This window comes from Modestobacter sp. VKM Ac-2985 (assembly GCF_026967925.1).
GTDB lineage: Bacteria > Actinomycetota > Actinomycetes > Mycobacteriales > Geodermatophilaceae > Modestobacter.
The window spans coordinates 248232-273004 of sequence record NZ_JAPVBI010000001.1 but is presented as its reverse complement, the minus strand read 5'-3'; the positions used below and the strand labels follow the sequence as shown (position 1 = coordinate 273004).

The 24773-nt window shown below is 70.1% G+C and carries 18 protein-coding genes; 5 read left to right on the top strand and 13 right to left on the bottom strand.

Annotation, left to right across the window (positions count from 1 at the left end; genetic code table 11):
• Positions 1-63 precede the first annotated feature (63 nt).
• From O2V61_RS01160 to O2V61_RS01115, 10 genes are all read right to left on the bottom strand, one after another.
• Positions 64-1011, bottom strand: a complete 948-nt coding sequence (locus O2V61_RS01160) for an aldo/keto reductase (protein WP_269181510.1) — start codon at positions 1009-1011, stop codon at positions 64-66.
• Complete coding sequence (locus O2V61_RS01155) at positions 1008-2417, bottom strand: GMC oxidoreductase (RefSeq protein WP_269181509.1); 1410 nt, start codon at positions 2415-2417, stop codon at positions 1008-1010. The genes O2V61_RS01160 and O2V61_RS01155 overlap by 4 nt, the downstream gene beginning before the upstream one ends.
• 25 nt (positions 2418-2442) lie before the next feature.
• Entirely contained in the window at positions 2443-3351 is a 909-nt protein-coding gene (locus O2V61_RS01150) for a lipopolysaccharide biosynthesis protein (protein ID WP_269181508.1), read from the bottom strand.
• A 430-nt stretch (positions 3352-3781) separates the two neighbouring features.
• On the bottom strand, positions 3782-4759 hold the full coding sequence (locus O2V61_RS01145; protein WP_269181507.1) for a glycosyltransferase: 978 nt from the start codon (positions 4757-4759) through the stop codon (positions 3782-3784).
• Positions 4752-5816, bottom strand: a complete 1065-nt coding sequence (locus O2V61_RS01140; protein WP_269181506.1) for a glycosyltransferase — start codon at positions 5814-5816, stop codon at positions 4752-4754. The genes O2V61_RS01145 and O2V61_RS01140 overlap by 8 nt, the downstream gene beginning before the upstream one ends.
• 804 nt (positions 5817-6620) lie before the next feature.
• Entirely contained in the window at positions 6621-7682 is a 1062-nt protein-coding gene (locus O2V61_RS01135; protein WP_269181505.1) for a hypothetical protein, read from the bottom strand.
• 373 nt (positions 7683-8055) lie between these two features.
• Positions 8056-9366: a hypothetical protein gene (locus O2V61_RS01130; protein ID WP_269181504.1), complete on the bottom strand. Its 1311-nt coding sequence runs from the start codon at positions 9364-9366 to the stop codon at positions 8056-8058.
• Positions 9367-9573: 207 nt separating this feature from the next.
• On the bottom strand, positions 9574-11130 hold the full coding sequence (locus tag O2V61_RS01125) for an oligosaccharide flippase family protein (RefSeq protein ID WP_269181503.1): 1557 nt from the start codon (positions 11128-11130) through the stop codon (positions 9574-9576).
• On the bottom strand, positions 11127-13016 hold the full coding sequence (locus O2V61_RS01120) for a hypothetical protein (RefSeq protein WP_269181502.1): 1890 nt from the start codon (positions 13014-13016) through the stop codon (positions 11127-11129). The genes O2V61_RS01125 and O2V61_RS01120 overlap by 4 nt, the downstream gene beginning before the upstream one ends.
• A 396-nt stretch (positions 13017-13412) precedes the next feature.
• A complete protein-coding gene (locus O2V61_RS01115) occupies positions 13413-14957 on the bottom strand; it encodes a sugar transferase (RefSeq protein WP_269181501.1) in 1545 nt (514 codons plus the stop codon).
• Between the two features lie 391 nt (positions 14958-15348).
• Between O2V61_RS01115 and O2V61_RS01110 the strand changes: the two genes are divergently transcribed.
• On the top strand, positions 15349-15537 hold the full coding sequence (locus O2V61_RS01110; protein ID WP_269181500.1) for a glycosyltransferase: 189 nt from the start codon (positions 15349-15351) through the stop codon (positions 15535-15537).
• Here the strand turns inward: O2V61_RS01110 and O2V61_RS01105 are convergent.
• Positions 15500-16627: a phytase gene (locus tag O2V61_RS01105; protein ID WP_269181499.1), complete on the bottom strand. Its 1128-nt coding sequence runs from the start codon at positions 16625-16627 to the stop codon at positions 15500-15502. The two genes, O2V61_RS01110 and O2V61_RS01105, sit on opposite strands and share 38 nt — an antisense overlap.
• Positions 16628-16638: 11 nt before the next feature.
• Positions 16639-18903: a fibronectin type III domain-containing protein gene (locus O2V61_RS01100; protein WP_269181498.1), complete on the bottom strand. Its 2265-nt coding sequence runs from the start codon at positions 18901-18903 to the stop codon at positions 16639-16641.
• Positions 18904-19771: 868 nt separating this feature from the next.
• On the opposite strand from O2V61_RS01100, the gene O2V61_RS01095 reads away from it, so the two are divergent.
• From O2V61_RS01095 to O2V61_RS01080, 4 genes are all read left to right on the top strand, one after another.
• Positions 19772-20638: an alpha/beta hydrolase gene (locus O2V61_RS01095; RefSeq protein ID WP_269181497.1), complete on the top strand. Its 867-nt coding sequence runs from the start codon at positions 19772-19774 to the stop codon at positions 20636-20638.
• A gap of 50 nt (positions 20639-20688) precedes the next feature.
• Positions 20689-21378 carry a YveK family protein gene (locus tag O2V61_RS01090; protein ID WP_269181496.1) on the top strand — a complete coding sequence of 230 codons (690 nt, stop codon included), beginning with the start codon at positions 20689-20691 and terminating at the stop codon, positions 21376-21378.
• 71 nt (positions 21379-21449) lie between these two features.
• Complete coding sequence (locus O2V61_RS01085; RefSeq protein WP_269181495.1) at positions 21450-22877, top strand: hypothetical protein; 1428 nt, start codon at positions 21450-21452, stop codon at positions 22875-22877.
• A gap of 112 nt (positions 22878-22989) precedes the next feature.
• On the top strand, positions 22990-23721 hold the full coding sequence (locus tag O2V61_RS01080; RefSeq protein ID WP_269181494.1) for a hypothetical protein: 732 nt from the start codon (positions 22990-22992) through the stop codon (positions 23719-23721).
• 29 nt (positions 23722-23750) lie between these two features.
• Here O2V61_RS01080 and O2V61_RS01075 read toward each other — a convergent pair whose 3' ends face one another.
• Entirely contained in the window at positions 23751-24617 is an 867-nt protein-coding gene (locus tag O2V61_RS01075) for an ATP-grasp fold amidoligase family protein (RefSeq protein ID WP_269181493.1), read from the bottom strand.
• Between the last annotated feature and the right edge of the window lie 156 nt (positions 24618-24773).

The window sequence follows — 24773 nt, the reverse complement described above, 5'->3', positions numbered from 1 at the left end:
ACTGGCTGCCGATCCGTACGCGTGCAGTCGGGTCAGGCCAGCTGAACGCCCTGTGGCCAGGCGCTACTGCAGGTGCGCCTGTAGACGACGAAACACCTCAGCGAGAGCTTCTGGAGAGAGGCGCTGGTCATTGCGGACTGCAGCGCCGAGCCGCTCGAGGTTCGCGTGGCTGGTGGATCCGATCAAGAGGGTGTCATCCGGCCAGCGATCAAGGGCCAGCATCGCCAGCAAGCTGGCGACGTCGGCCTTGGTCCGCAACGGGAGCCCGATCGACGACTCAACGGCTCGTCCCAGTCCCGTGGAACACAGCCGCTCCGTCAAAGGGTGCAGGTAGCGGGAGAGCAAGCCATAACGAATGGTGCCCATGCAGGAATCCCCTCGGCGGGGTGCGAAGGTGACTTCTGCGCCCAAGTCGACCGGGATCTGGACGACGACAGTGTCCAGGCCGAGCCGCGCTGCACCCCCCTCTGCGACTTCCTGCGGACCCGATGCGCCGACGTAGGACACCGACCCGTCCTGCTGCAACCGTCGTAACGTCGCTGCGACATCGTCACCGAGCGCACTTGCCGGCACCTCGTGCAAGAGGAGCACATCCGGGGACCGACCGATCTCCCGGAGGCTCTGGTCGAGGCTGTTCTCGATCTGAGCGACCGAGGGGGCCGCGCCAGACGAGGTGGCGAGAGAGCTCCTTGCCTTCACCCACCCCCGCAGCCGCGGACTCGCGGCCAACACCCGTCTGAGGGGGCCTTGGACCATGGCCACCCGCGCCGCGACTTGGCTCGGGGGCAAACCGACCTTGGTGGCGATGGTGACGTCCGCACCTGCGCTCGCGAGCCAGGTCCCGAGGAGCGTCTCGGCACGTCCCAGTCCGTACGCCGGTGCCACATCGAAGTGCCGGAAGCCGGCGCTGTAGGCCGCATCCAGCACTCTCATCTGATCAGCCGTCTTCGGCAATCTCATCACTGTGGCCAGCCCGAGGCCCAGTGGGGACGTGGAGAAACGAACAGTCACGAGACGCCACCCATGTAGGAGTCGACGGCAGCCACTGCCATGGCTCCAGCCGTGAAGGTCGGATTGGCCAGGCCGCCGGTGGGAAAGACAGAGGCGCCCAGAACACTCAAGTTCGAGACCTGATGGTGCCTGAGGTTCGGGGTGACGACTCCCCGTGCCGGATCCGAAGACAACCTCGTTCCACCCATCAGGTGATACGTGTCTTGAACCACGTACTCGTCGAGTATGCGCTTCACACGTAGACCGGATCGGCTGAGGTCGTGCGCATCCAGGAAGCTCTCGGTTGTGCGCCTCGCTGCATTTAGGTCAGCTCTTTCGACCGCCCACTTCATGTTGACGACACCACCCTCGGCGGCAAGTCGTTTGCTCTGTGTCGGCAGCTGCTCAACGTTGATGCTGAGATAGATCCCAGCCTCTTCGGGAACGTATCGCCGGTGACGCAATCGCGCCCCGACCAGCCCCCTGAGCTCAGCCGTCAAGCCGGGCAGCAAGGACCCGAGCTGTTCGGGCCGCCCCCCACCACCACGCTGCATGCTCCGGAGGAGCTCTCTGGCCCGCAGAAGTGGCGAAGTCGCAGGGAGTTCCGTCTCCCACTGAGCCAGCACACCAGGCACACCCAGCGACTGCTGCAGATCCGACGACGCCGCATACCGCTTCGTGAACAGCGAGTTACCCTCGTATCGAGGAGCCTCGTACTCCTGGTACGCGTCCCAATCCAAGACCTCGAGCTCTGCGGTGCGCACGGAGAGGTGGTCCATGAAGCCCGCCCCTACAGTGGCACCTTCGCTGCGCGCAACCGCGTTCAGCAGAGCGACGTTACCGAGCGTTCCTGCAGCCAAGAAGTAGTGGTCAGCAGCGATTTCATGGCATCCAGCACCGACCAGGCCGACCACCGTTCCGTTCTCGACCTTCAGAGACTGCACTGGGTGTCCCGTCAACACCTTGACGGCTTCGGCCCGCCTGAGGTCGCGCCCGAGTGTTTTTCCCAGATTGCGATGCCGCCACCCCAGCCACGTGGACTCCCGAAGCTCGAACCCCGGGGTCGACGTGCCCCTCGGCGTCTCCACCGAGCCGCCGACAAGAGCCCTCTGAGCGCTCCGGAGACCCAGGATGTCGGCAACGTGGCCATAGCTCCGTCGCAGGTCGTCGAAGTCGTAATCCCAACCCGCCATGCCCAGCCACGGACGAGGAGATAGCTCACTCGCGATCCATGGCCACAACTGGCCGCCCCAGAGCTGCGTAGAGCCACCCAGTCCGAAGCCCAGCGCTTCGGTGGCACCTCGATACCCCGGCGCCTCACGCGTGTCGACCTCGTAGGCATACGGAGACAGAGGGCCCGCTCCGGCTTCCAGCACGATGACAGAGGCACCTAGGGACGCCGCTCGAGTGGCAGCGATGAGCCCCACGGCCCCTCCCCCGATGATGCAGACGTCATACGCCTTGTGCCTCAACGGCCTCCACCCTCTCAACGCTCCGAAGCGGACCATTTATCTTGATTCGGACCAACAGCAGGGCGAGCAGCCAACGGCCGACTTCGGCGACCACAATTCCGATCGCACAGCCCAGTATTCCCCCGAGGTGCCATCCCGCGACCAATCCGCCACCCACCATGAGCAATGAGGCGAGACCGATGATCAGACTGGTTCGCGCTGTTCGCGCGCCCGTGACCGCTACAGCGACGACTCCATACAGGTCGTGGAAGATCCGACCGAACAAGAGGATCCACGCAAGGACGACGCTGCTACGAAAGTCGTCTCCGAACATGATCGGGATCACCAGCGGGGCGGCGCCGGCCAGGAACATCGCTCCCAACACAGAGAGGAGAGCCGTCTGCTTCTGGGCGGTGACCATGCGCTGCCGGGAGGCGTGATCGTTGGAGATCGCACTGAATGCGCTGAGGCTGATGGCCACCACAACGGTCTCGAGGAGGGCAGCGTATGAGAAAGCCACCGCAAAGAGCCCCAGACTCCGATCATCTGCCAAGAAGGATATGACCGCCTGGTCGAAGCCGGCGAACGCGACCGCCGACAAGCCGGCTACCGCCTGGGCCAGTAGAGAAGGCAACGAAACAGAAGAGGAGACCGGCTTCACGGATCTGATCGTGCTACGACTCACCCAGTACAGGACGATCGCCAGGCAACCAGCAACGACGAAGGCCACCAATTGGGAGGCAAGCGCGAAGGTGGGGGTCAATCGCCCGGACAGGAAGGCCACAATCAACACCAGGAGGTTCGCACCGTATGGAGCCAAGAGTGCCACGTTGAAACGCGAAGCAAGTCCCGATCCCATGAAGGCGCCCTGCACGCACGCGCTGATGTTGTGACCCAGCACCGCAAGCACTGCGAGTCCCTGAAGAACCGGCGATTGACCAGCCAGTGCGAACACTGCGCCGAGAGCGGCGAACGGTGCGACAGCAGTGACCGAGTGGGCTGCCCTGCGCCCAGACCACTGCCCCCGGGCAACAAGATGTCCCGCCCGCTGGGTCAGACCATAAGACGAGATGAAGGCGACGGTGACGAAGGGGGCAAGGGAGCCGGCCAGTTCCCCGCGTCCGTCCGCCCCTAGGGCGTGAGCAAGCAGCGGTCCGCTCACGAGTCCGAAGAGCTGAAGCAGGGCGCCACCCGCGGCGAACCGGATGGTCTGACGCGACAGCTGTCTGACTCGAGCCACCGCTGCCTGGGCAGGCCTCATCGCCTACCGCGGCCGGGTCGCGCCGGTGCCAGGGCGACCTGGCGACGGCCAGGGGCTGACTGGAGGCGTCGGCTCTGCCTCACGGCGCTGGTGAGCCATGGTGGCCGACTCTGCCAACGCGTTCACTTGTGGCGGCCCGTATGTGCTCAGTGCTCAGCTCCTCGGCCTCACACGTGACGGCGAGACCGCGCGACTCCAGGTACGCGGCCAACTGCACCTGATGGTCATCGGTGTGCTCCCCCCGTGAAGCCCGTCGAGGCAGCAGCAATGGCAGCTTGCCAGCTTGCATGGCCATCAGCGCGGTGCCCACTCCAGCATGGCCGATAACGAGATCGGCCTCCATGATCGCATGATGAAGAGCAGACGCAGGCACCAGCCGATGAGTACTTCGGCCGATCATGCGCTCGCCGTCTTCCCCTGTCTGACAGAGCACGTCTGCATCGTCCTCGACGAGCGGCGAAAGAACCTCGTCAACTCGCTTGATGGCCGTTCGGAACATCCAGTCGCTGCTCGTACCAAATGTCACGACCACACGACGCAAAGGTCGCTCATGGGCCGAACTCGCAGCCGGCAGCCGCTCGAAGCCATCGAATATGTTCGTCGCGATCGGTATCCCAGGACCCATGTCGAACTGAGCGGCCACCGCCGCGAGGCGACTTGCTCTCAGCAGCCGTCCTGTGACGCTCAGCCGGTCCTGTCGAGCAGCACTCTCGACGTACTGGAGGGGGATCCCCTCGATCTTACAGGCGGCAGCGAAGGGCAGGGCGATGGCTGCTCCCGTCGTGATCACACGCACGACACCGTGCTCACGGATGATTCGCCGAGCGAGGGGAACAGCGCGGGCGACTCGTGACAGGCTCTTGGCTGGGATGTACGGAAAGAGCACGGTATCCGGCTCCCGAGGCTGTCCTGACGTGCACCAGACCAGCGCCGAAGAACTGACCACCCCATCCGTCAGCTGCTGCAACTCAGCCAGGTGTCCGCCACCCGAGGCGAGAGCCAGAACGGGGCCGCCAGCTTGCAGAAGGGAGTGGAGGTCGAGCTTGGAGTCATCCACGCGCGGCCTGCTCGACTGCGTCGACCATACGACTCCTGAACGTCACAGGAGACCACTGACTGGCATGTAGCCGAATCGCGTCCGAATCCCAGGGAATTCTGTCGAGGTCGTCGATGGCACCGAGGAGCTCCCGCTCCTCTAGTGCGTCGATGAACACCCCGGTCGCCCCCTCGACATTTGTTTCGAGATAGCCACCTGCTCGCAAGAGGGCAACCGGCTTCCCGTGAGCCATGGCCTCCGGAGGTGTCAAGCCGAAGTCCTCGTATGAGATGCCCACCAACGCGCGACAGTTTCGGTACAGCCATCGCAGTTGCGAGTCCGGGAGGTTGCGCAGGACTGTCACGTTCGGCGCGTCCTCGGCGGGTTCACCGCCGACGGCGACGAGTCGATCCTTCGGCCTCTTGGCCATTGCCCTGATCAACAGTTCCGTGTTCTTGTAGCCGCGTGGCCGCCCCACCGTCAACAGGTATCCCGGCTCGACACCGGATGGCCGCTCCTCTGGCCCGTCCGGCTCGAGGCCCCGGGGCGGGTTGATCACCTGCGCTTCGCGCCCATACGTCGCTCGAATGCGCCTTGCCACTACCTGCGAGTTGGCAATGTATGTGTCCGCGCTGTCCGCGCCGAGGCGATCGAACCGCTCAAGGCGTCCAGCTAGCAAGCTGAGTGGCAGGCGAGCACGCTGGCGTCCCGAGAGGTACTCCTCCTGCTGATACAGCCATCTAGGCGGGTTGTGGCAGTAGACGACCTTGGCAGCCCGCCCCGCCCTGAGTCCGTGGGCCCAACCAGACGAGCTGCAGAGGAGCACGTCCACGTCCGACACCTGCAGAGACCTGATCGCGCTGGGCAGCAACGGCAGCAGAGGCCGTGGGTCTCTCTTGGCTCCGGGGAGCCGGTTCAGCCACGATGTGGTCACCTTTCTACCGGCAAATCCCGGGAAGGTCTGCCCCGGGGCGAAGACCGTGGTGTACATCGGGGCTTGCGGGAAGGCAGCCCACAGCTCCAGGGCTACCCGTTCGGCTCCGCCTCGCTGCGTGAGGTAATCGTGTGCCAAGGCCACGTTCACAGCCTCGGGTTGATCCGCTGCTGTCGGCACGGTTTGCACCGAGCCGACGCCCAACCCCTGCCGCCTACATTTTTGATCCAACAGTCCCGCCCCCGTGGTTTCGCCGGCCCGACCCGTCCAACACTGCTTGCCGACCGCGCGTACTACCGACGGGATGTTTGAGGTCACCGCCGTCTTCTAGACGGGGCAACCCAATCGGGACATTGGCTTCTGCACCAGACACTTCACCCCGCGAGAGTGATTTCGTGGGCTACATCACTGTCGATTGAGCGTTTGAGCTACCGTTTGCACATAGCTACTGACGATGAGTGCTCGTCCGCGAAGTTGCTCGAACGACACGTGATTGGAGTGATCGACGAGGCCGCATAAGGACGTGCAGCCATCAACGAAGGCCGGACTGTAGGTACCGGATAGGAGGTCGACGTGTCAGCACGCTGGGAGCGTGGTCGACCGGCCCACACACCGCCTTCATCAGGCCTTGGACCGTCACCCGCGCAGGGCGGCGGGCTCCACACCTGCGTTCGTCGTCGAGCAATGGAGCCAGGCGTCGACGCGGCATGAGGACGACCACGCGGCCGACTCAGCCCTGAAGCAATACACCTCTTGGGCGAGGAAGGTCCGCGGCCGAGTGAGGAATTCGCCCCGGAGTTCATGAGTCGCCGGGGACAATCGCGGCGCTGGCCACACACCGCTCACCGTGCGAACCCGCCCACACACGAAGTCAGCAATACCTGACGCCGGAGCCTGCGTGTATCACCCAACTGCGGCGCCACTGCCACTAGTTGGTGCTGTTGCGCCTCAGCGGTAGCCGGGCGAGGTGTAGCTCTGGCCGACCGAGCCGGCCGGGACGAAGTCACCCGAGGACGGGCGCCCCTGCCGCACGCTGCCGGAGATCGAGCTGTCCTTCGGCCAGGTCGCGACACCGTTGGCGACCGTCGCCGCGCACTGCTTGTGGGTCACCGACGGCCATACGCTCTGCCCGAAGGGACGGCCAGGCCGGGGAGAGACGTAGACGCCGTCCAGGGCCAGCGGGTAGTCGTCGTTGCAGTCGGTCCAGATGTAATAGCCGCCCTTGTCCACCGTGCCGTCGTTCGTGCCGACGATGTTGGTGTTCCGGATCGTGCCGCGGCCGATCGGGCCGGTGTTCTCGAAGACGTGCAGCCCCTGGAAGTTCGACGAGCCGGTCAGCCGGTCGATGCGGTACTCCCGCAGCCCACCCCAGGGCTGGAAGACGTCGGAGTGGTTGCCCCTGCTGCCGCCACGCAGGCCGTCGACCCGCACGTTCTGGATCTGCAGCACCGCCTTCGGCGCGTTGGCGGCGATGCCGTCGGTCTGGGCCCCGCTGACGGCGCCGTTGATGTGCACGCCCTCGATGTGCACCGTGCCGGTGCAGTTGCGCACGTAGATCGCCCGCTGGTCGTGACCGTTGACCTTGGCCGAGGGCAGCGCCCGGATGCTGCCGCCGATGATGACGGCGTTGCGGCAGTCCGCGATCGTGATCGGGCCGACCGCCCGGTCGGTGGGCAGCTTGATCAGCACGTCACCGCCTCGACCGCTGACCGTGGTCATCGACGTCGTCGCCGTCACCTTCTTGACGGGGTAGTTGGCGTACCCGGCCGGCGGCGCCCAGCTGAGCTTGGGGCGGCTGGTCGCGGCGGCCAGCTCGAGCTGCGGCGATGCGATGGCCACACCAGGCGCGGACGCCTGGGGTGCGGCGGCATCGGTGACGGTGGTCGTCACCGGCACGAGGCAGCCGACGGCGATGGCGACAGCGAGCCAACGGCTGCGGCCGCCGCCCGTGATCGCGCGGCGCGGGGCCGAGGCGGGAGTTTGCGAGGAGACGAAACGGGGGCGAGGCACGCGGGGGAAGGTAGCAGTGTGATTACGTCACACCGAAGTGCTTGTGGAACCGCCTGGTCCGGTGATACGCGAGCCACTCCAGGTGATGCAGCACCCACCGAGCGAACCGGCGCACCGGCCGCGGTGGGTCGACGGACTCGACAACGTCACACGCATTTCATCCGGCGAACGAGCTCTCTCGGCAGCGAGTGCATCACGTCCGCATCGGTCGCTCGGCGTCGCCGTACGTCGCCCCCTCGCCGGAGTGGTGCGGCGTGCGGGCCACCAACGACGAGTGCCTCGCCCCCGGGGTCCCGGGGACGAGGCACTCGGTGCCGCCTGTCGGCGGCAGGAGATCGGTCGCTGAGCGCGACGGGCGGGCTCTGACCGAAGGTCAGCGGTAGCCGGGCGAGGTGTAGCTCTGGCCGACCGAGCCGGCCGGGACGAAGTCACCCGACGACGGGCGACCCTCGTTGACGCCACCGGTGATCGAGCTGTCCATCGGCCAGGTCGCCACGCCGTTGGCGACCTTCGCCGGGCACTCCTTGTGGGTCACCGACGGCCAGACGCTCTGGGTGAAGGGCCGGCCGGGCCGGGGGGCGACGTAGACGCTGTCCAGCACCAGCGGGTAGTTGTCGTCACAGTCGGTCCAGAGGTAGTAGCCGCCCTTGTCGACCGGGGCGTCGTTCGTGCCGACGATGTTGGTGTTCCGGATCGTGCCGCGGCCGATCGCGCCCTTGTTCTCGAAGACGTGCAGGCCCTGGAAGTTCGACGAGCCGGTCAGCCGGTCGATGCGGTACTCCAGCAGCCCGCCCCAGGGCTGGAAGACGTCGGCGTGGTTCCCGGTGCTCCCGCCGCGCAGGCCGTCGACCCGCACGTTCTGGATCTGCAGCACGGCCTTGGGCGAGTTGGCGGCGATGCCGTCGGTCTGGGCACCGCTCACGGCGCCGTCGATGTGGACGCCCTCGATGTGCACCGTGCCGGTGCAGTTGCGCACGTAGATGGCGCGCTGGTCGTAGCCACCCACCTTGGCCGAGGGCAGCGCCCGGATGCTGCCGCCGATGATGACGGCGTTGCGGCAGTCCGCGATCGTGATCGGGCCGACCGCGCGATCGGTGGGCAGCTGGATCAGCACGTCACCGCCACGCCCGCTGACCGTGGTCAGCGTGTTGGTCGCCGTCACCTTGGTGACCGGGTAGCTGGCGTAGCCGGCAGGCGGCGCCCAGCTGAGCGCCTCACCGGCACCGGTGGCCACGCTGGACGCTGCGATGGGAGCCGCGGTGACCAGTTGGGCGGTCGTCGGCGCAGGCGCCGGCTGGGTGGTCGTGACGGGCGCCGGCTGAGCGGTGGTGGGCGCGGGCTGGGCTGTGGTGGGCACGGGCTGGGCGACGGTCGGCGCCGGCTGAGCGGTGGTGGGCGCCGGCTGGGCAGTGGTCGGCGCGGCCAGGACCGGCGTCGAGGCGGGCCGCTTCGCCTGCTGGGCGGCCACCTCCGCGCCGCTGCCGGACACCGGGCTGCCGGCGTTCGCCGCGGGAGCGGTGGCGACCTCGGCGGCGGCCGGCTCGCTCGAGCCGACGTTCTCCACGACCGGGACGAGGCAGCCGAGCGCGAGGAGCAGCGCCAGTGACCGACCGCGGCGACCGAGGAGGGTCCGGCAGGCCGCCGAGGTGGACTTTCCGGGGGAGCGGAGACGAGAGTTCGGCACGCAGCGCAACGTAGCATCACGGTTACGTAACGCAATGCCGATGCGAGACCTCAGCGTCTCGTGGGTCGAGAGTGACGACTACGTGACCCAGGGCACAACAAAGGGAGGCGTGCCGCGTTCCCCGCCCGCTGTGTCATCGGCAGGCCGCCTGGCGTCCGGGTGATCTCGCCGATGTGATCTGCACCATGTACCGGGACGGTCGGTCGGTCACAGCTCCGTCGGTCCGGCCGGCGCCGCCGCCGGGGCCGGTGCCCGCCGGCCGGGGCGAGCCCGCGCCGTCCTCAGCACGGCCATCTCCTCGGCGAACAGCCGGCGGGTGAGCAGCAGCACGAGCCCACCGACGACGATCCCCGCGACGCTCGTCGCGGCGAGGGTGACCAGGTCCGGCGCCGAGTCCCGCAGCCAGGCCGCCAGCGGGACGCACACGGCCGCCATCGCCGCGGTCGCCGGCAGCACCTTCAGGTACGACCGCAGCACGCCCCCGATGACCCCGGGGTGCACCCGTGCCGAGAAGACCAGCATCGTCGTGAAGTGCAGGAAGATCGCGATCGAGGCACCGACGGCCACGCCGACGACTCCCCAGTTGCTGCCGATCCAGCACCCGGCCACCACCTCGGCCGCGTAGAGCCACTGCCGCACCGCGCCGCGGAAGACCGCTCCGGTGGCGCGCATCAACGAGCCGCTGATCTTGTAGGCGGTCCGCGGGAGGAGCACCACGGCGAAGATCTGCAGCGGCAGCGCCACCGCAGACCAGTCCTCGCCCAGCAGGACGTCGACCACCTCGGGCGCCAGCACGAACAGCAGCAGGCTCCCCGGCAGGGTGAGCACCGCAACCAGGGAGTTCACCAGGACGTAGGCCCGGGCCAACCGCGCGCCGTCGTCCTGCATCCGGGCGAAGGCCGGGAACAGCACCTTGTCCGCGACCAGTCCGATCAGGTTCGCCGGCTGGACGAGGAGCTGGTAGGCGCGCGAGTACAGGCCCAGCGACACCGGCCCCAGCAGGCTGGCGACGACCAGGTTGTCCCCGTTGACCCCGACCCAGTTGCCCAGCCGGGCCAGCGAGTAGCCCGAGCCGAAGCCCAGCAACCGCTTGCTGCTGGCCAGCAGCACCGCCGGCCGGGGCGGGCGCACGTCGGGTCGGACGAACAGGCAGTAGCCCAGCGCCGCCAGCAGCGCCTGGACGACCTGCGCCCAGATGAGCGCCGCCGCACCGGCTCCGGCGACCGCCAGCGCGACCGCGGTACCGAGGTACCCGACCCCGTAGGAGACCAGCCCGACCAGGGCCAGCTCACGGAATCGCATCTGCCGCTGCAGCAGCCCCATCCCCACCGCGCTGAGCCCACCGAGGACGACAGCGATCGCCAGGATCTGCAGGTACGAGGAGTCGGCGGGCAGCCCGACGAGCGGCCCCAGCACCGGCGCCAGCAGGACCAGGGCGCCGGCGAGCAGCACCCCGAACGCGGTGGCCAGGGCGAAGGCGGTGGCGATGTCGTCCCGGTCGAGGTCGCGAGCCTGCACCAGCGCCGGGCCGATGCCCAGCTGCCCGAGCATCACCGCGAAGCTCATGATCACCGCGGCGGCGACGGCGACGCCGAACTCCTCGACCGAGACCAGCCTGGCCAGCACGACCAGCGCGACCATCTGCAGCAGCGCCTGGCCGACGGCGCCCAGCATGGACCAGGACAGGCCCCGGAACACCGAGCCGGCCATGGACCCCGCGGGGGCCTTGCGGGTACCGCCCACCGGGTTCTCCGTGGACGTCATCCGCGGGCGCCCATCCGGGACTGCCGCCGGTCACCGACCCGGACCAGGAACCGGCGGAGCCCCGTCCGGGCCGTCCGCGCGTGCCGGCCCCCGCCGCGGAGCGTGTCGCGGGCGATCGCGCGCAGCCCCATGTACAGCCAGCCGAGCAGCAGGCCCACCTCGACGACGGCGTACGGCAGCCGCCCCGGCCAGTTGAGCAGGAGCCGGCGCGGGACGCCGGTGACGACCGGGTGGAAGGCCGGCCGGGCGGACTCCCCCTGCGTGCTCACCCCCAGCGGGACGTCCACCCCCGGCAGGCCGTTCGGGTGGCCGAGGACGGTGGGCGAGTCGACCACCGGCGGGATCTCGTCCGGGTAGTCCTGGAGGAACTCCCAGTCCAGCACCTTCAGGCCGTACTCGGGATCGCTGAGCAGGTTGAACGGCGACACGTCGAGCAGGAAGGCTCCCTTCTCGTTCAACGCCCGCACCATGCCGGCCAGCGCCAGCGAGGAATCCGGGGTCAGCTGGATCTGCCGGCTGCGGGGCAGCCGGCGTCGCACGTGCTCCCCGGTGTCGGTGTACCGCTGGGTCAGCAACCAGTTGTCCCCGGCAGCGAGCAGCGTCGGCATCTCCGGCAGGAAGGCGAAGTCGATCCGGGCGCGCAGCTCCCGGTCCCGGAACCGGTGCGCACTGGGGTAGAAGAGCTTGCACATGCAGGCCCCGAACACCGGGTGCTCGACCACGGCCGTGACTGCCCGCCGACGCAGGCTGACGACCTCCTCGATCACCGGGAACGGGAACACCATCTGGGCGGCGATCTCGTCGATCGCCACCCGGACGCGGACCAGCGCCCCCGGGTCCCCCACGTGCGCGAGGTAGTCCAGCGCCTGCCGCGGGTGGTCCGAGCTGTGCAGCGGGTTGTACCGCTCCCCCGGCGGGACGTCCTGGAGGAGCCGCCGCCGGATGGCCAGCTTCCCCTGGGTCACCCGGTCGAAGTCGTACGTCGCCGCACCGCCCGGTGTGCTCGCGCTGAGGTCGTAGGCGACGACGTAGGCGACCGGGTCACCGCCACCCACCGGCCACGGCCCCTTGTTCCAGTTGCCGCCCCGCACGTTCGCGGCGACCCGGGCGCGGGTCTCCGCGTCGAACTCCACCGTCTCCAACGGTTCCCAGCCCTGCCGGAGCAGCTCGCTGCGCAGCCGGTCGGCCAGGTGGGCGGCGCGCTCCCGCAGCACGAAGACGGCCAGGCCGGGGATGCCGGCGTCCACCGGCCCGAACTGCTCGTCGAGGTGGTGGCGCAGCCACCCGTTGGACTCGGCGAGCTTGTCCAGCGTGTCCACCGGGGGGCGCACCCCCTTCTCGGCGAGGTACCTGTCCAGGCCGGCCAGCGTGAGGGGCACCGACAGCCCCGTCCGTGCCGCGAGCTCGGACAGCACCCGGGTGTAGTCGTGCTCGGCGGCGGTCACCTGCGGCGTCGCTGCGTCGGCGTCCTCGGGGAGGCCGGAGCCCGTGCCCTTGTGGTAGGCCGCGTGGTAGGCCATCGAGTCGAAGTGGTCGACCGGGCTGGGCACCCGGTACCGGCCCCGGAGCAGGACCGCACGGTCCAGCAGCCCGGCTGCGAGCGCGGGCGTCAGGTACGGGATGCCCCGGTAGTCCGAGCCAGGCAGCCCGGAGACCGAGTAGACGTCGAACTTCTGCCGGCTCGGGGCGACCAGGTGCGACGTGAGCATCGTGCCGACGAGCGCCATGTCCTCGTCGGCCACCAGGATGTCGATGTCCTCCCCCGGCTCCACGGCCGGCAGGGACTCGAACCACCGCAGGACGGCGTAGCGCACGCCCCGCCGGTTGAGCTCGTCGAAGAAGTCCTCCAGCGACAGGCCGGCACGCAGGTAACGCCGGGTCCGCACCCGGGGACGCGGTAGGAGCCGATGCACAACACCGGTCGAACCAAGCATGAACATCGCCTCAGATCTCTTCCAGCCGGCTCGCGGCCGCCCTACGGTCGCTACCAGTACTCGGTGGCTGTCCTGCCCGTGGTCGTCGGGACCACCGGCGTGCCGCCACCGCCACGTGCTCCGGCAGGTCGGCTCTCCGAGCCACCGTCACGCGCGCTACATCGCAGCACACCCACCGGGCCCGTGGTTCGTCCGACGAGTCCGCGCCGTGCAGGACGCGTCGACCGTTCCCGAGTCCTGCAGCTGCCCCCGCGTGCATCGGCGACCCCGGGACGCTCTCCGCGGCAGCCCCCTGGGCTCGCACGGTCCCCATGGCGGCCGGTCGTCCGTCACCGGGCCTGCCGCCGGTCAATACCCCGTGCCGCGGAAGACGGCACCGAAGGTCTTCCAGAGGATCATGAAGTCGAACGCGAGCGACCAGTTCTCCACGTACCGGACGTCGATCCGCACCGAGTCGTCCCACGAAAGGTCGGAACGTCCGCTGACCTGCCAGAGCCCGGTGATGCCCGGCTTCACCAGGAATCGCCGGTGCATGTCGAAGCCGTAGCGCTCCACCTCGTGCGCCAGCGGCGGGCGCGGCCCCACCAGGGACATGTCGCCGCGGACGACGTTGATCAGCTGGGGCAGCTCGTCGAGGGAGTAGCGACGCAGCACGCGCCCGATGCGGGTGACCCGCGGGTCGCCCTTCATCTTGAACAGCACGCCGTTGCCGTTGCTCTGCGCCTGCAGGTCCGGCACCATCGTGTCGGCGCCGGGCACCATGCTGCGGAACTTCAGCATCTCGAAGGTCTGCCCGTCGCGGCCGACGCGCTCCTGCCGGTAGAAGACCCCGCCACGGCTGGTCAGGCCGACGGCCAGCGCCAGCGCGGTCAGCACCGGGAGGAGCAGCAGCATCCCCAGCACGGCCGACGTGCGGTCGAACGTCTCCTTGGTGAACCGGCGGACGCCCCGGAGCTCCGGCCGCTCCATGTGCAGCAGCGGCAGACCGCAGACCGGCCGGATCCGCACCCGCGGCCCGACGATCTCGGTGACCGCCGGCGCGAGGAGGAGCTCCGCGCGGGTCTTCTCCAGGTCCCAGCCCAGCCGCCGAAGCGCCGGCCCGTCCAGCTCCGGGGATGGCAGCACCGCCACGGTGTCGACCTCGTACCGGCGCACGACCTCGACCACGTCGTCGAGGCCACCCAGCACGGGCATCCCGTGGAAGGTGTCCCCCGCCTCAGCACCCGCCTCGGCCACCTGGCCGCCGGGCACGCACGACCCGATCACCTGGTAGCCGTGGTAGGCCTCGCGCTCGATCTGCTGGTGCAGTGCGGCGACACCGTTGCGGTGCCCGACGATGATGGCCGTCTGCAGGAACTGGCCGCCGGCGCGCCGCCGGTGCAGCCACCGCCGCTGCGCGAAACGCTGAAACAGGGTCAGCACCGCCGCCAGCGGGAGCGCGACGACCACGAAGCCCCGGGCGATCTCCAGCTGGAAGGCCCAGGAGATGGTGCCCACGGCGGCGAGCAGGCTGATCGAGGCGCTGAAGACGCGGCGGTACTCCTCCGGCCCGAGCCAGAGGAAGCGCTCCTCGTAGCTGCGGGCGAGCAGCATGGCCCCCACCCAGACCACCGGCAGCAGCACGGTCATCCACAAGTAGGAGAGCTCGCTCGCCGACGTGAGCCCGCCACCGAACCGCACGAGGTAGCCGACGAGTGCGGCGACGGTCGCGACGGCGGCGTCGCCGAGGGCGACCCGCCGCACGTAGGCGACCCGCCAGGCGCGGCGGGCCACGGTGCCCTCGCCGCGGAGCCGGGACAGCGTGAACGGACGACGCCGAGCCTCCGGAGCGCGCGGCGGCGTGGCCACCTGTTCCCCGCGGGTGTCCGCCTCCTGCTGACCGACCACGCTCATGCAGACAGACCCCCTCGCAACGAGAACCACAGACCTCAGGGCGACCCGCAGCTGAACAATGACCGAACAGTCGTTGACCACTGTGTGCAACCAACCTGGGTGAAGGTATCGAAGTGAGACCCACAACGGCAGCCCAGCCAGGTGAGTGTCGGGTGACGTTGCGTAACGGGCCGCTCAGTCCGATGCACTGTGTAGCCGAGCACTGGCTTTGCGTTGCAACGGCGCCCAGAAGGTCCGTATCGCTCCCCCAGGCGCCCTGTGAGTCGAGTCACCGGCGCCGACCGGCGGCTGGTCCGGTCCCCTCGAGCGGTGCCCGTTTCCGGGGCCGGGTCGACGTCCGGGTCGAAGTGCTCGGCGGCTCGTGGGGTCGTCTCCCACCGCAAGGGGATCGATGGCGCTGCTCGACCGGTCCCGGGTCGCCGTGCTGCCCTTCCGGGACGAGGCGATGCCGATGCTCGGCCTGGAGGTGATGACACGAGGCGACTGCGGGGTCGCCACCGACGTCGGGGGCATCGCCGCGGAGCTGAACCCGGGGCGGCTACTCAGCCCGCGAGGAGACGGTCCAGCGGCACCAGCTTGAAGTTCTGGTTGCCGTCGTCGTTCTCGCCGTCCTGGACCACGAGGACGCCGGCGGGGAAGTCGGGGCCCAGCGGGGCGGTCTCCGCGACGAGGCCGTCGGTGTCTTCGGCCCCGTCGACGTCGGGGCCGTCCACCACGCGGAACGACGTCACGAACTCATTGCCCCCGTCGCGGCGGTAGACGGCGTAGGAGTCGTCACCCTGGCTCGACGCAATCAGGTACCCGGTGCCGTCCGGCCCGGCGGCGATGGTCAGGCCCTCGACGTCGGCGACGAGCGGTCCGGAGCGGGACACCTCCGCGACCGCGGTGCGCTGGTCACCGGCGTCCGGCTCGGCGTCGTACCGCCAGATGCCGACGTCCTCCTCCCCCACGTACAGGTGGCCCAGTTCGTCGTCGGCGACGCAGCCCTCGATCTGCGAGTCCAGGTCGAAGGAGCGCACCGGCTCCCCGCCCACCCGGCCGGACCCGTCCTCGACCAGCTCGAACTGGACGACCCGGCCGGACTTGCTGGTCACGAACGCGAACAGCCTCCCCGTCTCGGCGCTGCTGTACAGGCACGACCCGTAGACCTCCAGGCCCGGGGCCAGGCGGCCGGCGGCGACGTCGCGCAGCTGTCGGGTGTCCGGGTCGAGCTCGTACACCCCGATGCTGTCGTCGGTGCGGTTCCCGGTGACCACGAGCGCGCGGTCACCGGCCGTCCGGACGTCGACGTTGTTGACCTCCCCCACCGGCAGGTACTGGAGCTGCTGGCCGTCGAGGTCGTAGACCAGCAGGCCGCCCTGCTTGTCCGTGCCGATCACCGCGCTCGCCGCGGGGTCGGTCGGGTTGACCCACACCGCCGGGTCGTCGGCCGCGTCGCCACCGTGCGGCACCGGCTCGGTCTCCACCGTTGCCCGCACCTCGTCCGGCCACTCGGCTCCAGCGGCGTCGTCGGTCAGCGCCGGCTCCGCATCGGGCTGCGGGGCGCCGGGTCGTGACTCGGCCGGCTGCTGCTCACCAGGCTCCGGCGAGGTGCAGCCCGTCAGGCCGACGGCGGCCGCACCCACCAGCGCGGCCACCGTGCTGCGGCGGCCACCGGGCCGCCGCAGCACCGTACGGCGGGTCAGGCCGCGGGGCGGAGAGCCCGCAGCCAGCCCGCCGACTGGATCGAGTAGCTCATCCGCCAGGCGACGTCGCCGGTGGCGCCGGCCGTGGGTCGCGCCTGCCAGGCGAGCTCGGCGACCTGCGCGCCCCGGCTCTCGACCGACTCGGTCCACCCCGAGGGCTGGGCCACCCCGACCGCACCGCTGTTCGGCCCGGCCCCACCCACGAGCACCGCACCGGGGGTCGTGGTCGTCAGACCGGGCACGGTCAGGACCGTGCTCGAGGAGGAGTTGACCCGAGTGCTGGCTACGGTCTCGAACGGCTGCGCCGGGTCCACCCCGGAGAAGGCGGTCATCGCGCCGTTCCACTTCTTCGACGCCGACAGCTGCCAGACGTAGGAGGCCGGCTCCGCCGCCGCGTCGCCCACCACGCGGGAGTAGGCGAAGACCCGGGCGCCGGTGCTCACCGACAGCGGTGCGACCACCGCCGTCCACCCGGCCGGTGCGGCGCTCATGTTCGGCACGCCGTCGGCCGTGATCTGGGCGATCAGCACGTCACCGGTCGCGACGCCGGCCGGCTTGGGGATGGTGACCGTCGTACTCGCCGTGCTGCCGACGCCCTGGCTGGAGGCCCCGACGCTGATGCCCGCACCGGGCTCCGGTTCAGGCTCCGGCGCGGGACCGGTCGCGGGTGTGGTGACCGAGGCCGCCGCCGACTCCGCCGACCGGTTCCCGGCGGCGTCCACGGCGGAGACCGTGTAGCGGTGGGTGGTGGCGGCCGAGGCGGTCTGGTCGACGAACGACGTCCCACCGGTGACCGCGCCGGCGACCACGGCGCCGTCCCGGGTGACCCGGTAGGAGGCCACACCCACGGCGTCGGTCGACGCCCCCCAGGTCACGGTCACCTGGGTGGGCGCGTTCGCCGTCGCCGCCACGCCGCCGGGCACCGTCGGCGCCGTGGTGTCCGCCGGCGGCGTGCTCGTGCCGCCGCCCAGGGAGAGCTCCGCGTGGTAGTAGCGCTTGGTGACCTCGTCGTCGGAGGCCAGCACCACCAGGCCGGAGCCCGCCGAGATCGGGGCCTTGGCGAGAGAGGCGTTGTTGATCTGGGCGCCGGACCAGCTCAGCATGGTGAGGCCGCGGCCGCTCGAGGGGCTGAACGACGGGTTCGCGCCCATCGGGGCGGTCTTGTAGTAGACACTGCCCCCGCCCTCGGTGGACATCACCACGTAGACCCGGCGGTTGGTGGTGTCCAGCGCCAGCTGAGGCCGGGTCAGGCCCTCGGCGACGGTCGCCGCGACACCGTTGGTCCAGCTGCCGCTGGACGAGCGCACGAGCACCCCGACGCTGGGGTCGGACGGGCTGTCGGTGGAGGAGTCGCCGCGGGAGGTCTTGATGGCCGCGTAGACCTGTCCCTGGTCGTCCTCCATCAGCGACTTGAGGTTGATGTGGTCGTCCGCGCTGCGCGGGCCGGTCACCGCGGTCTCCAGCGTCCAGCCGGTCTGGTCACCAGCCGTGTCCGGGTGCACGGCGAACCGGATGACCGAGTTCTGCTGGTCGGACCACATCACGCCGATCTTGCCGCCGAACGCCACGATCGCCGAGATGTCGTCGGCCTTCACCGTGTTGTCCGAGACCGGCACCAGGAACGGCGCGGTCCAAGCGGTGTCGCTGGTGGTGGAGTGCGCCACCCACACCTGGTCGAGCGAGGAGTTCGTCGGGTGCGGCCGGGTGAAGGTCACCCAGAGGCGCTGGAGGCTGTCCCGGGCGATGGAGACGGACTCGATCGGACCGCTCGTCACCGCCTTCGGGAAGCCGCTGTCCATCGTCCAGCTGTCGGTCGCGGTGGCGTAGGAGAGTCGGGCGACCTCGATGTTGCCGTTCGGCACCCGGCTGGAGACGTACAGCTTGCCGCCATCCCACAGGGCGTCACCCGTGCTGGCCGCGCGCCGGTCCACGACGGTGCCGGTGTTGGCCCAGGTGTGGTCGGGCTGCAGCCGGTGGACCGTGATGTCCGGGTTGCCGTCGGTGCCGTTCGCGGCCGTTCGCATGAGCGCCCACCAGGACCCGTCGGCGAACCAGAGCTTGCTCTGCGGCTTGTCCTCGGTCGGAGAGGAGGCCGCCGTCGGGAAGGCCGGTCCCTGGTACATCTGCGGGGTGGGATCGGCGGCCCGCGCACCAGGTGCACCCAGCACCTGGACTGTCGCGAGCCCGGCCATGAGCAGGGCCAGCAGGACGGCTGCCGTGCGCTGACGCGCCCGGGGCACCTGGGGGACGGCGTGGGTCAAGGAGCACCTCGGACGGATCGGGGCTGCGGTCAGCCGAGCCGGGCCCCTCGGCTGGAGCGTGGCCGAGCGAACGATAGGGACCGGACACCGTCCGGCCACCGCGTGACCGGTGAAAACCGGGACGATTCGGTACGCCGTCACCGAGCGTGGATGAACAGGTCGTGTACCGCTGCTGTCCGACGGGTGCTGGTGGGGGCGATGGTGTGGCTCCAGCCTCCGTACTGGTCATGCCGAGTGATCGACAGCCGGCGTGGTCCGCCGAGGGGTCGACCTCCGGGAGATGGCAGACCGTGATCGTCAGGCCGATCTCGGCCGCCAGCGGGAGATCGCCGGCTCCGCATCGATCCCGCCGCTGAGGGTCGTCCGGACCAGCACTTCGGGCTCCGTTCCACGACGACGAGGGTTCCTGTGGGCGACACCCGTTCCAGTGACAGCGCCACCGCATCGGCGCGTGGGCCGACTAAACTCACGACTCGCCATGACCTGTGCTTCGACCAGTGAGGACGCGCACCAGTTGCTGTGAGCGATCATTTCCCGCCGGCTGGTGAGTCCCGTCACTCGGGTTCCCGGATCAGCCCGGCGCTTTCCTCTCCCCCGCCCTCAGCCGGCGGGAGGTCGTGACAGCGGTCACGGTCAGCACCGCGCCTCGGGCGCTACGTTCACCGGGGTGCCTTCCGCCGGTTGCCCGGCGACGGCACGCTGACGGAGCGCAGCCGCGCTGCACCGATGAGCCGATGGCCTCGACGAGACCCGGCCCCGCCCGTGCCCGAGCACTGGGGCCCTCGTCCGTCGCCGCCCAACGGATTCGAGAACCCCGATGCCTGTGACCAGTCCCGCCACGTCGCGACGTGGCCTCCCCCGCGCAGCCATGGGGCTGACCGCACTGCTCGTCACGCTGACCGCCTGCTCCTCCTCGACCGAGCCGACGAGCCGGCTCGATCCCGGCCCGGACAACGTCGCCGTGGAGGAGGGGCTGACCTACTGGTCCGACGACCAGACGGAACTCAAGCTCGACGCCTGCCTCCCCACCGACGCCCAGGAGCCGCTCCCGGCCGTGCTGATCGTGCACGGCGGCGGCTTCACCGAAGGTGCGCGCGACAGCACCGGACTCCGGACCCTGTGCGAGCTGACCGCCGAACAGGGCGCGGCCGCCTTCTCGATCGACTACCGGCTCGCGCCGGAGTTCACCTACCCCGCCCAGGTCGACGACCTCGCCAACGCGGTGCAGTGGCTGCGCGAACCCGCTCAGGTGGAGCAGTTCGGGATCGACCCGGCGCGGATCGGCGCCATCGGCAGCTCGGCCGGGGCGATCATCGCGCAGAGCCTGGCCACGCGTGGCGAAGGCCCGCTGGACACCGGTGAACGGCTGGGCGCGGTGGCGTCCCTGAGCGGCGTCTCCGTGCTGTCCCCCGAGGGCCTCGAACTGGGTCAGCCCACCGAGGACGCCGCCGACCTGGTGCTGAACTACCTCGGCTGTACCTCGGTGACCGACTGCCCGCAGTCGGTGCCGGCCTCCCCCATCACCGGGGTCGACCCGTCCGACCCACCGATGCTGCTGGTCAACGGCACCGACGAACTGGTGCCGGTGGAACAGCCCGAGGCACTGGCGGCAGCGCTGGCGGACGCCGGCGTCCCGGCGGAGCTGCTGATCGTCGACGAACCCAGCCACGGGATCACGCTGCTCAACAGCGACGTGCGACGCGCGGTCCTGACCTTCCTCGAGGAGCAGCTGTGATCGGCGCATCGGACTCCCGCACATCGGCACCACCCGAGAGGACCACTGACATGACCACCGACACCGCCGCGCCTCCGCTCCCCCGCTATCGGCACGAGGCCCCGGACTCCATGCAGCTGCGTGACGTGCTGCGCGTGATCCGCCGGAGCTGGCTGGTCATCGTGGCCGCCGTCGTCGCCGGGCTCCTGGCCGGCTGGCTCGTGACCGTCTTCCTGCCGGAGCGCTACGAGACCGAGACGAAGATCCTCGTCGACCCGGTCATCTCCGTCCCTGCCGATGGCGCCGCCCCCGCCGACAGCCTGTCCCAGGCATCGGCGCTCGTCGCCGACCGGCTGGAGACCTACGCCGCGCTCGCGCAGACCCCCGCGGTCCTCGACCCGGCGATCGACGAGACCGGCGCCGACGTCGCCTCCACCGAGCTCGTGGACAGCGTCTCCGCGGAGGTGCTCCCCCAGACCTCGATCATCAACATCACGGTCGAGGCCAGCACACCGACGAACGCGGCCGAGCTCGCCAACGCGATCGCCGCCAGCCTCATCACCCAGATCGAGGGCGCGGACACCGTCGCCAGCCCGATCGGCGTGACCGGGACCGTGGTGGAGGCGCCGGAGGTCCCCGACGAGCCGGCCTCGCCGCTGCTCCTGCTCAACCTGCTGGTGGGTCTTGCGGTCGGCCTGCTGGTGGCCTTCCTGGTGATCGTGTTCCGGCAGGCGCTCTCCGCGGGGACCCGGGGACGCTGATGTCGGCGCCGCCGACGACCGCCGCGGCTCCCGCCCGGTCCGATCCCGGATCGCCTCCCGGGCCTGCCTGGGTGGCTGCTGCCGCCGTCCTGGCCTTCGTCCTGGTCGCCCTGGCCTGGATCGAGCAGGCCCTGCCGATCGTCCTGCTCGGCGGCGTCACGGCCGTGGCGATCGCCGCATTCCGGCCGAAGCTCTTCGCGCTGATCGCGCTGGTCGTGATCATCCTCTCGGCGCCGATCCAGAACGTGCTCGGCCAACTGGGCACCTACGCCGACGAGGGCGTCATCGCCCTCGCCGTCGTCACCTTCACCACCCGCCGGCTGGTCACCGAGGGGCGCCTGGTCTGGCTGCCGGGGACCGGCTGGTTCGTGGGCTTCCTCATCGCCGGGTTGCTGAGCGCCGCGCTGGCCGACGTGCCCGTGGGGCTCGGCATCCCCGCGGCCTTCATCGCCGTCAAGGGCATCGTCTTCGCCTTCGCCCTCGCCCAGCTGCACTGGACCCGCGACGACCTGGCCCTGCTCGTCCGCCTCGGCATCACCGCGATCGTGCTGATGGGCTTCACCGCCGTGCTGAACCTCGCGATCCCGGCGGCGTGGGCGAACTTCACCACCGGGCAACCGCCGATCAGCTACATCGGCCCGTTCCCGGCGATCAACGGCGCCTTCCAGCACCCGGCCGCCTTCAGCCGGTTCTGCGGCGTGCTCGCCGTCGGCGCACTCGTCTACGGCCTCATCGTCCGCCGCTCCGTCGCCAACACGGTCCTGGTGCTCGTCTCCGGCGGCCTGGCCTTCCTGACCTTCCAGGTCAAGTCGATCGTCGGTCTGCTGGCCACGCTGGGGGCGGTCGGCGCCCGCTTCCTCCGGCCGCTCGGGGTCGCGGCACTCCTCGGCATCGGCCCGCTCGTGGCGCTCCTGACGGTGCCTCCCCTCGCTGACCTCATCGGTGGCGACATCGAGATCTACCTCACCCAGGACTCCGCCCGGGGACTCCTCACCGCAGGCGGGGTCACCGTGGCGGCGCAGTACTTCCCGCTCGGCGCGGGGTTCGGCAGGTACGGCAGCTCGTCGGCCGCGGAGGACTACAGCCCCCTCTACTACGCCCTGGGCTTCCCCGGCCGCTACGGCCTGGGCCCGGGGCCGGACTCCGGCCAGTTCCTCAACGACTCCCAGTGGCCGGCGATCTACGGCGAGGCCGGCTGGTTCGGTGCGTTCTTCTTCGCGGCCGGCCTCGCCTGCATGCTCGTCGCCCTGCTCCGGCGGGTCTCCGCCCGCGAGGACGTCCTGGTCCGCTGGATCCGGATCACCGGGGTCGGGTGGCTGATCCTGCTGCTGGTGGAGTCCGCGGTCGCCCCGGTGTTCGTGTCGTCCCCGTCGTTCCCGTTCGTGTTCGCGGCTGCCGGCGTCGTCGCCTCCCTCCGCGTGGACGCCCGGCAGCGCGTCGCTCCAGGGGGCACGTCCCGACCGCCGGCCTCGGAGCAGCGAGGACCCGCCGTTCCATGACCGTCCTCGAGTCACCACGGTGGTGCGGCATGGGCTGCGGAGGCTCGCCCCCCGGACGGACCCGCAGCTCCCGGGGCAGCGGCAGCCCAGCCACCGGCTACTCTCCGCGCCCATGACGGGGTTACACGACGAGGACCGGGTCAAGCTGCTCTGGACAGGTGGTTGGGACTCCACGTTCCGGTTGCTCCAGCTCACCCTCATCGAGAAGCGGCCGGCGCAACCGATCTACGTGATCGACGTGGGCCGGAACAGCCTCCGCAACGAGATGCTCGCCATGCAGGCCATCCGCAAGGCGCTGCTCCCACGCCTGGAGGACCCGTCGCTGCTGGCGCCGACCTTGGTGGTGTTCGGCGATGAGCACCCGCCGCCCCCGCACGTCGTCGAACTCGGTGACCTCATCAGGTCGCAGGTGAAGATGGGCGCCCAGTACACGTTCCTGGCGGGGGTGGCCGAGGGCCTGGGGCTGCGGGACGTGGAGATGTCGGTGGAGACGCCGGACATGACCGCCGGGTACTGGGTGGAGTTGGTCTTCTCGGAGCCGCCGCAGCTGCGAGACACGCCGGAGGCGGCGTTGTTCAAGTACTGGCGGTTCCCGATCACCCACCTGACGAAGGCGGACATGGCGGACATCGCCCGGGAGCACGGGTTCCTGGACCTGCTGGAGCTGCACTGGTCCTGCTTCGATCCCCTGGGTGGGCGGCCGTGTGGAGTGTGCCGACCGTGCACGCTGAACAGCATGACGCGACGTGACGAGTTCGCCCCCATGGCGCTGGTACGGGGGCGGAGGCTCGCGAGGCAGGCGCGGCGGCGGGCCCGGGCGCTGGCCGGTCGTCCCCGCCCCTGACCCTCGGGGTGCACTGCGCAGGTCGCCGCTCAGCGGAGGCGGAGCAGCCCTCGCGTCCCCGTGACGGGGAGCTCCCACCAGCTGCCCAGCAGCCGGTCCAGCTCGGGTTCGTACCGGGCCAGGCCGGCCGCGGGGTAGGGGGTCAGCTCCCCGAACCACAGCACCCCGTCGTGCTCGTAGAAGTCCACCCGCATCATGTCGAAGTCCGCGGCGAGCAGGGACGCCGCCTCCAGCATGTCCGCCAGCCGCTCCGGCCGGGCGGTGTCGGGCCCCGGCGCGTAGCCGCCGGTCCAGGGCAGCGGCTCCCAGTCGGTGCTGTAGTAGCGGGCCTTGTGCACGTCCCCGTCCCTGCTGTGGACGGCGACCACCCGGGGCTTCCCGTCGAAGACGAACACCTTGAGGTCAGCAGGCACCTCACCGGGCGTGCCGATGAACTCCTCGACCAGCAGCCCGGGGCGCGCCGTGCGGTAGGCCCACTCGCCGCTGCGCCGCCAGTACGGCTCGGTCACCCAGCCTGCCACCTGCTCGGACAGCGTCTCGACGTCGGCGGGGCCACCGCTGATGATGACGCGCTGGCTCGCGTGGTTGGGCTTCAGCACCCAGTTCGCGGGGAGCTCCACGTCGCGCAGCTCGGCGACGTCCGTGCCGAACCAGTAGGTCTCCGGCGTCCGGGTGAGACCGGGTGAGACCCGGGCCGCGTGCTCCTTCATCGCCAGCTTGTCGCAGGTGGTCCGGAGCAGCTCTCGCCGGTCCCGGCTGACCCGCCACTGCACCTTGTCGTTGAAGGTCGTGAACTCCACCAGCGGAGGGAGCCGACCGTGCCGGAGGTAGAACTTCCTCGCCCGCCGCAGCTGTACGGGTACCAGCCGCTGCAGGTCGAGACGAGAGAACGGCACCGGCGCCACGGCGCACACTCCAACAGACGGGGGGCCGCGCCGCAAGGTGGCCCCACGGCAGTGTGGTCGACGACGCTCGGCAGGGCCAGAGGCCGACGGTAGGGTTCTGCCGGACGACGCCCCGGACCAGGCCGCGCACGTGATCTCAGGAGGGCA